Annotated in this window: 11 protein-coding genes; 3 read left to right on the top strand and 8 right to left on the bottom strand. The window is 66.9% G+C overall.

Going from position 1 to position 8678, the window contains the following annotated elements; all coding sequences use genetic code 11:
• Positions 1-51: 51 nt before the first annotated feature.
• A complete protein-coding gene (locus tag ACWV14_RS22550) occupies positions 52-261 on the bottom strand; it encodes a hypothetical protein (RefSeq protein WP_422087584.1) in 210 nt (69 codons plus the stop codon).
• Between the two features lie 185 nt (positions 262-446).
• On the opposite strand from ACWV14_RS22550, the gene ACWV14_RS22545 reads away from it, so the two are divergent.
• Together ACWV14_RS22545 and ACWV14_RS22540 are read left to right on the top strand one after the other, a co-directional pair.
• A complete protein-coding gene (locus ACWV14_RS22545; RefSeq protein ID WP_454903846.1) occupies positions 447-920 on the top strand; it encodes a hypothetical protein in 474 nt (157 codons plus the stop codon).
• Positions 921-1012: 92 nt separating this feature from the next.
• Positions 1013-2848 (top strand): bifunctional metallophosphatase/5'-nucleotidase, encoded by a 1836-nt coding sequence (locus tag ACWV14_RS22540; RefSeq protein ID WP_454903845.1) that lies wholly within the window; start codon positions 1013-1015, stop codon positions 2846-2848.
• Here ACWV14_RS22540 and ACWV14_RS22535 read toward each other — a convergent pair.
• From ACWV14_RS22535 to ACWV14_RS22515, 5 genes are all read right to left on the bottom strand, one after another.
• Positions 2779-3786, bottom strand: coding sequence for a DUF418 domain-containing protein (locus tag ACWV14_RS22535; protein ID WP_455342663.1), 1008 nt, complete (start codon positions 3784-3786; stop codon positions 2779-2781). The two genes, ACWV14_RS22540 and ACWV14_RS22535, sit on opposite strands and share 70 nt — an antisense overlap.
• Before the next feature lie 127 nt (positions 3787-3913).
• Positions 3914-4273: a hypothetical protein gene (locus tag ACWV14_RS22530; RefSeq protein ID WP_422087580.1), complete on the bottom strand. Its 360-nt coding sequence runs from the start codon at positions 4271-4273 to the stop codon at positions 3914-3916.
• Between the two features lie 99 nt (positions 4274-4372).
• Positions 4373-4756 (bottom strand): roadblock/LC7 domain-containing protein, encoded by a 384-nt coding sequence (locus ACWV14_RS22525; protein WP_081267980.1) that lies wholly within the window; start codon positions 4754-4756, stop codon positions 4373-4375.
• 31 nt (positions 4757-4787) lie between these two features.
• The gene (locus ACWV14_RS22520; RefSeq protein ID WP_454903841.1) at positions 4788-5312 is read right to left on the bottom strand and encodes a GTP-binding protein; all 525 of its coding nucleotides are present in this window, start codon (positions 5310-5312) and stop codon (positions 4788-4790) included.
• Positions 5309-6061: a hypothetical protein gene (locus ACWV14_RS22515; RefSeq protein ID WP_454903840.1), complete on the bottom strand. Its 753-nt coding sequence runs from the start codon at positions 6059-6061 to the stop codon at positions 5309-5311. Before ACWV14_RS22515 ends, ACWV14_RS22520 begins: the two co-directional genes overlap by 4 nt.
• A gap of 326 nt (positions 6062-6387) precedes the next feature.
• Between ACWV14_RS22515 and ACWV14_RS22510 the strand changes: the two genes are divergently transcribed.
• Positions 6388-6972 (top strand): BPSL1445 family SYLF domain-containing lipoprotein, encoded by a 585-nt coding sequence (locus ACWV14_RS22510; RefSeq protein ID WP_454903838.1) that lies wholly within the window; start codon positions 6388-6390, stop codon positions 6970-6972.
• A 21-nt stretch (positions 6973-6993) separates the two neighbouring features.
• Here the strand turns inward: ACWV14_RS22510 and ACWV14_RS22505 are convergent, their stop codons facing one another.
• Positions 6994-7836, bottom strand: a complete 843-nt coding sequence (locus ACWV14_RS22505) for a plasmid replication/partition related protein (protein WP_454903837.1) — start codon at positions 7834-7836, stop codon at positions 6994-6996.
• A gap of 30 nt (positions 7837-7866) precedes the next feature.
• Positions 7867-8676 carry a 4'-phosphopantetheinyl transferase family protein gene (locus ACWV14_RS22500; RefSeq protein WP_454903836.1) on the bottom strand — a complete coding sequence of 270 codons (810 nt, stop codon included), beginning with the start codon at positions 8674-8676 and terminating at the stop codon, positions 7867-7869.
• Positions 8677-8678: the final 2 nt, after the last annotated feature.

The following is an 8678-nucleotide window of genomic DNA, read 5'->3' as shown; positions in this document are numbered from 1 at the left end:
GGCGATTTCAAAGGCAGCGCTCAAGGGCGCTGTCGATAACGCATGCTCAGCTCAATCGGGCTCGATCACGCCTTCGTCCAGATAGCGCTGGTACTCGGCGATCGGAATCGCCGTCGTCTGCGCGCTTCCGCCGTCTCCCCAACTCAGCACCGCGCTGTCGGGTGCCAACTGGACCTCGATCGGTCCCTGGGGGATCAGGATGAGGGGGCCATCGCCGGCCCTGTACTCGACATCTCCGGTGACTTTCGCGTTCGCTGGCATGGGGGCATTCCTCGGGCTAGGGTGGCGGAGCCGTCAGCTTACCGCGCCTGTGCAGAGGAGGGGGCGTCGCACCGCGACTAATCGTGTAGGTCTGACCGCCGTTCGCGGTTGGTCACATCGGCGTCATGTGCCGCGTGGCACGCTCGCGCCCGTTTCCCCCAACGGATTGAAGTCGAGAAATTGCGATGAAGCCACTGCATATGGTCGCCGCGCTGGCCGCCTGCCTGCTGGCTGTCGTGTCGGTCGTGCTCGCCGCCTGGAACCCCGCAACTGAAAAAGCTGCCAGCGCAAGCGACGCCGCATCAGTTCCGTTGCTCGAAATCCGCTGGCATGGCGGCGGCATCGTGCTGCAGGGCGCGGTGCGTGACGCGGCCACGCAACTTGCGCTGGCACAAGGCGCGGCCGAGCGTCTGGGTGGGGAGACGGACCAGGTGACCGACTGGCTCGACATCACACCCACCGGGCTTGTCGTGGCCGACCCGGCGGCGCTCGCGCAGCTCATCCGTCTCGGGCAGGAAGGCTGGCACCTGCAGCGGCGGCCTGCCGAGGCGCGGCTCGCGGTGCAGTCGCTCGCCGACACGCGCAGCGCACAGGCCCTGTCGTTGTTGCAAACCGCCTTTGGCCCCGGCGTCTCGGTCCGCCTGGTCCAGCTGCCCTGATCTTCGTGAAACCTCCATGGGCCGAAGGGATTCACGGCGCCGTCATGCGCCTTGACCAGCATCCGCTGCACTCAAAACAGAGGAGAGGTGCCATGCAACCATCATTGAAACAACTCGCCCTGGCGAGCGTCGTACTTGCCACGCTGACCGCCTGCGGCGGCAGCAACAATTCGAACAGCCTCCTGCCTTTACCGGCGCCCACCGCTTCCAACCCGCCGGCGCCTGCGCCCGCGCCCGCGGTGCCAGGCACGGTGGATGTCAAGCTCATTGCCTTCAACGACCTGCACGGCAACCTCGAGCCGCCGAAGCTGACGATCTCCGCGCCCACCAAGGGTGGCGGCACGGTGGCGGTGCCGGCCGGCGGCGCGGCCTACATGGCCTCGGCCATCGCTGCGCTCAAGGAGAAGAACCCGAACAACGCGGTGGTCTCGGCCGGCGACATGATCGGTGCGTCGCCGCTGGTGTCCGCGCTCTTCCTTGATGAGTCGACCATCGAGGCCGTCAACGCCATGAAGATCGACTTCAACGCGGTCGGCAACCATGAGTTCGACAAGGGCCAGACCGAACTGCTGCGCATGAAGAACGGCGGCTGCGCGAAGAACACCGCACTCGAGCCTTGCCGCGTCAACAAGGACTTCCCGGGTGCGAATTTCGGCTTCCTGTCGGCCAACACGGTGAAGACCGACGGCAGCACGCTGTTCCCCGCCACCGGCATGAAGACCTTCACCAAAGATGGCGCCACGGTCAAGGTGGCGTTCATCGGCATGACGCTGAAGGGCACGCCCAACATCGTCACGCCCGCCGGCGTCGCCGGCCTGAGCTTCAAGGACGAGGCCGACACCGCCAATGCTCTCATCCCGCAACTGAAGGCTCAGGGCGCCGACGCCGTGGTGGTGGTGATCCACGAAGGCGGCACCACCACCGTGGGCTACAACGACAAGAGCTGCACGGGCTTGAGCGGCGACATCCTGCCGATCCTGAACAAGCTCGATGCCGCCGTCGACGTCGTGATCTCGGGCCACACGCACCGTTCTTATGTGTGCGACTACAGCAAGACCAACCCGGCCAAGCCCTTCCTGCTGACCAGCGCCGGCCAGTACGGCACGCTGCTCACCGACATCAACCTGACGATCGACACCCGCACGCGCAAGGTCACGGCCAAGGCGGCCGACAACGTGATCGTGCAGGGCGAGGCCTATACCAGCGGCTCCAACACCTATGCGGTGACCGACCAGTACCCTGTGTTCGGCAAGAACCAGCAAGTGGCTGCGCTGATCAGCCAGTACCTCAGCATCGCGGGGCCGCTGGTGCAGCGCGTGGTGGGCCAACTCACCACCACTGCCACACGCACCCAGACGTCATCGAGGGAGAGCGTGCTGGGCAACCTGATCGCCGACGCGCAACTGGCCGCGACCAAGGCCGCTGACAAGGGCGCCGCGCAGATCGCCTTCATGAACCCGGGCGGCGTGCGCGCCGACCTCGCGCCCGCTTCCGACAGCAGCGTGACCTACGGGCAGATCTTTGCGGTGCAGCCCTTCGGCAACAGCCTCGTGGTCAAGACCATGACCGGCGCGCAGATTCGGGCGGTGCTGGAGCAGCAGTTCAACAGCGGCGCCAACACGACCGCGGCACCGAAGGTACTGCTGCCGTCGGCCGGCTTCACCTACACCTACAACCTCTCGCAGCCCGCCGGCTCACGCATTGCCAACATGGCACTCAACGGCACCGCGATGGCCGACGCCACCAGCTACCGCGTCACGATGAACAGCTTCCTGGCCACGGGCGGCGACAACTTCACCGTGTTCAACCAGGGCACGAACACGCTGGGCGGTGACCAGGACGTGGACGCGCTCGAGGCCTACATCAAGGCCGGCAGCCCGTTGGTCCCGCCGGCAACGGACCGCATCACCAACGCCACGCCGCCCTGAGAGGCCGGCAGCGCGGGCAGGCGCATCGGTTGTGGCTCGCCTCGGACCAGGCTGTGCCACACCCACTCGGCCGGGCCGAAGCGGAAGCGGCCCAGCCACCAGCAACTGAACAGCGCCTGCAGACCGAAGATCGCGAGAGCGGCGAGCGCAGCGTCCGCGAGTCCGAACTGCGGCCCCGGGCCCAGCCCGATGCCGTAGAACAGGCCAAGGCCGAACAGCGTCTGACCGAGGAAGTTGGTCAGCGCCATGCGGCCCATCGGCGCCAGCTTGCGCAACCATCGGCGCCACGCGGCTTGCTGGAACAGCAGCACGAAGCCCGCCATGCAGAAAAGGCCCTGCGCCAGCCGCGCGATTTCCCGCAGCAGGCGTGCCAGGACGAGGCCCGCGCCGTCGTGCAGCCATGAGGCGGCGGTGCCGGTGCCGTGGTAGTTCCGCAGCACCAGCAGCGTGCCCGCAATCACGCTGACGCCAAAGCTCGCGCGCAACAGCCGGACCCAGAAGCGCCGGTGCGCCACCGACTCCTGCAGCACCCTCGCGCGGCCGACGGCCATGCCGATCAGCAACGGACCGAGCAGGAACAGAGCAAGCGACCACGCGGCAGTGCGCATGCCGATGTCGCCCCACCAGAAGAGACAGGCGAGCGCAAGGCCGATTGCCGGCAGCACCAGCATGCGCCGCACGCAGAGCCGAGTGCCGTCGAGCTGCATCGTGAATCCGACGCCGAAGAGCAGCGTGAAGAGGGTGATCGACCTCGCGTCGACCAGCAGCACCCCGAGCAGCGCGAAGCCGCGCAGTGCGTCGAGAAGTTCAACGCGCCGCGTGACAGGCGCAGGCCCGGGCGTGGACGAGGTTCGCGCGCGCGAGGCGGTGGTGTTCGAATGGCTCAGGGAGCCGCCCGCGGCTGAATAGCGCGGCAGCCTTGCAGGATCGAATGTCATCGGAGTTCGCAGGGTCGGGTCGGGTGCCGTATGTCGGGCGGCTGCAGCGAGCCGCCCGTGCCAGACCTGCGATGCTATGAATCAGCATTGCGCGAACATTGCGTTTTCCGGCGCATGCGCCGCGCGCTCAGACGGCCAGGTTCTGCTCCACGTCCAGCGCCTTGCGGCGGGCCAGCGCGAGGTTCGACTTGGCCTTGTCGAGCACGAGGTAGACGAACAGGCCTTCCTTCTTCTGCATCGGCCGGATGATGTGGTACTGCCTGCCCAGGGTGATGAGGATGTCCTCGATGACGTCGTTCAGGCCCAGGTCGCGCATGGTGCGCAGCTTGGCGCGGACCACTTCGGTGTTGCCCGCCGCCGCCACCTCCAGGTCGACACCCGAGCCGATCTGGCCCAGGATCATGCCGCTGCTGGAATCGACCAGTGCCGCGCACAGCGCGCCGTCGCAGGTCATCAGGTCGTCCATGGATTGCTTGATATTTGCCATCGGAATCTTTCCTAGTGCCTCGCCCCTGAAAGTCGGCAGCCACCCGGGCGAAGAGGTGGGCGGCTGCCGGAGTCGAACCGATGCGGCCGGGGCGGGCCCTCAGGCCTGCTGCAGCGACAGCGTCGCCTGCTTCGCGAAGTAGAGGACCTGGCCGATGATCGCGTCCTTGCCCGTGACGACGCTCACGATGAGCGTGATCTCCGGGTGGCGCGCCTGCAGCATCAGGATGTGGCCGTGGGTTGCTTCGATGGTCACGTTGTCGCAGGCGCCGAGGTTGCTTTCCTCGCCCGCGACCGCACCCAGCGCCGCCAGAGAACTGGCAATGGCCGAGAGGCGGGCCACCTGCGCGGTGTTCTCGACGCGCGCGGCCAGCTCCAGGCCGTCCTCGGTCGAGATCACCACCGCTTTCACGCCCTTGATCTCGCGCATCAGCGTGTCGATGGCGGCCTCGGCGGCGAGCTTGATTCTTGGCGTTATTTGCATGGCGGCTCAGGAATGAGGAAAGAGGGATGGCTCAGGTTTCGAGCTGAAGCAGCAGCAGCTCCAGCAGTTCGACCACCTGCCGCGCATCGGTGACGTTGGCGGGCAGTACCGGGCACAGCACGCCCCGGGCTTCCATTCGCTGCGCATAGGCATCGATGTCGGGCTGGGGGTGGGCCTCCATGCGGCCCACGGCGACCACGCAGGCGGTCTTGGCGATCAGTTCGGAAAAGCCGTCGAGATAGACATCCAGGTCGGCCAGCGGGTCGGGGCGGCTGTTGTCCACCAGGATCACCAGGCCGAGCGCGCCGCGCGCCAGGATGCGCCACATGAAATCGAAGCGCATCTGGCCGGGCGTGCCGTACAGGCGCAGCTTCTCGCCGTTGTCGAGCGTGAGTTCGCCGTAGTCCAGGCCCACCGTGGTGGTGGCCTTGGCCACGGAGGTGTCGCTGTTGCGCACGTCGGTGCTGACCGGTGGTATCTCGCTCACGGCGCCGATGGCGGTGGTCTTGCCGGCGCCCATGGTGCCGGTGAAGAGGATCTTGTGTTCGACAGTCATTTGTGCCCTGTCGCCAGCAGGCCGAGGCGGTTGCGGATGCGCGCCAGCAGGCCGGGTTGCACGGGGTCGCGCGCCAGGGCCTGCGGACGGCTGTCGACCGGCAGGACCGAATCGGGCGCGGACGGCGTGGACAGCACGATCGGCGGCGCGGCTGCGGCAACGGGCGCAGGCTGGCGGGCGCTTTCGAGCAATTCGGCGCGCCGCAGGTCGGCGAGGAAGTCGAGGCAGTCCTGTGCTGCGAGGCCCGAGCGTTGCCGCAACAGCAGCAGGGAGGTCGGCCGGCCGGTCATGAGGGTGGCCAGGCGAACGCGCGCGGGCGTCTCCAGCAGGGCGGCGGGCGGCCAGCGCAGCAGGCGGAATTCTTCGTCGTCGGCGATGTGGGTGTCGGGAGCCGCAAGCCCCAGGCCGCGTGCATGCACGACCATCGCGCCGAGGCGGTTGAGCGTGTTCTCCAGCTCGTCGGCATGCAGCGGCAGCGCCAGGAAATGGCCGCCGCGCTGCGGATCAGGCTGGCCGATGGCGAGTACCGGCACTGCCGTCGCCGGATCGTCGGTTTCGGCGGAGGCTTGCCCGCCCACCACCCGCAGGTCGGCCTGGCCGGCTTTCCAGGCCCAGTGCTGGTGTGTGCGGTGGTCGAGCAGGCGGACCAGGGACTTGAGAAGCAGCTCTTCCCGGGGCGGCAACCCCTCGACGCTGAAGCTCAGCAAGGCGCGTTGGCCTTTGATCGCGGGGTTGGCGGCGGTCGTCATGGCTGGTGTGCGTGACTGCGATGCGCCTCGAAGGAGGGCTGCAGCATGGGGCGGATATGCCGGTTTGGATGCAACGCAGGCTCGCTGGAAATGGTTGTATCAATATGTGTGACGATAAAAATATAACACCTGTTGCAAATAAAAACACAACATTACGACGGAAGTTTTTGTGGCCGCCAGGCCGGCCATTCATCGACGCCGTGTCTTCGCGTAGGCCGATTCCCCAAGTCGGCTTTGGCCCGGTTTCGCGGATTTAGCATGGGCGCATCTGCCGAGGGAGGCAGTGATTTCTTCGCCGATCGATGTTTTTTCCAAAGGAAGACGCCATGAACAACCTGAATCTCCGCACACTCGCCGTTTCGTCCGCCGTTGCCCTGTGCAGCATCGCGTTTGTCGGCTGCACCACCACGAAGCCGCAGGATCAGGCCAGCAGCGCGTCGTCGCGCGCCTCGGTCGACGCGCAGGTCGACGCCTCGATGTCCAAGCTGTATGACTCCGTGAAGGGCTCGCGCGAGCTGGTCGCGCGTTCGAGCGGGGTGCTGGTGTTTCCCGCCGTGGTGGGGGCCAGCATGGGCGTGGGCGCCGAGTACGGCCGGGGCGCGCTGCGCGTGAACGGGCGCACGCAGTCGTACTACAGCACCACTTCCGGCTCGCTGGGCTTCCAGGCCGGTGCGCAGTCGAAGGCGGTGGTCTACGTGTTCACCACGCAGGCTGCACTGGACAAGTTCCGCAACAGCAAGGGCTGGACCGCCGGCGCCGACGCCACCGTGGCCGTTGCAACCATCGGCGCCAACGGCAGCATCGACACCAATACCCTGCGCCAGCCGGTGGTGGGCTTCGTGATGACCAACGTGGGTCTGGAAGCCGGCGTCTCGCTGTCGGGCGCGAAGATCACCGAAATCCAGCTGTAACCCGGCCGCGCGCTAAAGCAGTTACTGGCCGAGCCGTGCCTGCAGCTCGGCCACCTGCTTGCGCAGGGCGTCGTTTTCGGCGGTGAGCTGAACGACGCGTTCCTTCAGCAGTTGCACCGTGTCGGCGTCTGACGCCGACTGATCGTCGCCGGCCGCGGTCTCCGCTGGTTCCTCGCGCGGCTTCTTCTTCGACTCTCGCACGCGCTTGGCAGCCTGCTTGAGTTCGTCCTTGCCGGCGTTCGCAGCCGACACCTGTTCGTCGGCCGGCAAGGTGGCTACTGCCGCGGCGGTGTTGATGGAAATCACGCCCGACTTCACGGCCGCCACCAGTTCAGGTGCGGCCTGCTTCTGGATCTTCTCGATCATCACGACTTGGCTGCTGCTCAAGCGTGCGGCCCTGGCAATGGCCTCGCGGCTGTTCAGCGGGGCAGGTGGGGGCAGCGGCACGGCGCCGTCTTCGGCATTCGCGTCGGCCGGCGGATCGACGTCGAAGGGCGCATCGCTCGCCGATGCCGGGGCGGCAGAGGCCGTGCGAGCGCGCTGCTGGTCCACGATGTCTTTCTTGCGCAAGGCGAGCACGCCGCGCAGGAAGTCCGAGATGCTGCGCCGGCCCAGGTGCTGGTCGATCATCCACAGATGCACGTCGTCGATGGTCTTGAAGCGCGTGTTCTGCACGGTCTGGAATGGCAGGCCGTGCTTCTGGCAGATGCCGTAGCGGTTGTGGCCGTCGACCAGCACGTCGCCCCACAGCACCAGCGCGTCGCGGCAGCCCTCGGCCAGGATGCTGCGTTCCAGCGCTTCGTATTCCTCCGGCGTCAGTGGGTCGATATAGGCTTTGAGTTCTTCGTTGACGACGATGTTCATGGGTGCGGGATCGGGGAGAGGGGCGGAATTCTAGATGCCCGCCGATCCACCGCTGCGCACCGCCCGGATATCGAGGGGCCTCTCCCATTGCAGCGGCGCGATGTCGCGGCACACGATCCGCATGCCGCTGCCCTCGGTGGCGGCGCAGACGGCAACCAGGTGCTCGGGCGTAGGCCTCAGTTGCCAGAAATACCGATGCGGTGCGTTGTCGCCGCGCACGTCGCCCCAGAGCGCGAATCCGATGCGGTCGTGGGCATCGTCCAGCGCAAAGCCGAAGCTGTCGAGCGGGATCTGCAGGCCCATTCCGCGCGCCTTGATGTAGCTCTCCTTCAAGGTCCACAACTCGAAGAAGCGATGTGCGCGCCGTGCAGGCGGCAACGCGGCCAGCGCTTTCGCCTCGGCCGGCGAGAAAAAGTGGTCGGCGAGCTCCAGTGAGGCGGTGCGGCCGAGGTTCTCGGCATCGACACCCATCTCGAGATTTCGCGCAAGCGCCAGCACGATCAGCCCGTCGGTATGGCTCAGGTTGAAATCCAACCCGTTGGCGGCCTGCGTCATCGGCTCTGCGATACGGGGGCGGCCGAAGCTGCCCTCGGCAAAGCGCCAGTCCTGCGGCCGCACCGTCGCATAGCGCGACAGGACCGTGCGCACCAGCACCCGCGTCAGCAGGTGGCGATACCGGTCGCGCTGAAAGTGGAAGCGAGCGGTCCGCGCAAGTTCATGAGGCTCCAGCAGCGCACGGCAGGCCGCCTCCAGCGCCGGATCGCCGGATTCGCCGTGGCGGCAGAACCAGAGATGGATTTCGCCCGGAGGAAGGGGAAGGGAAGCGTCGGCTGGTGACATGA

It is taken from the genome of Variovorax durovernensis, assembly GCF_977011995.1.
The sequence above is the reverse complement of the archived record's forward strand: the minus strand, read 5'-3'. Positions and strand labels throughout refer to the sequence as shown.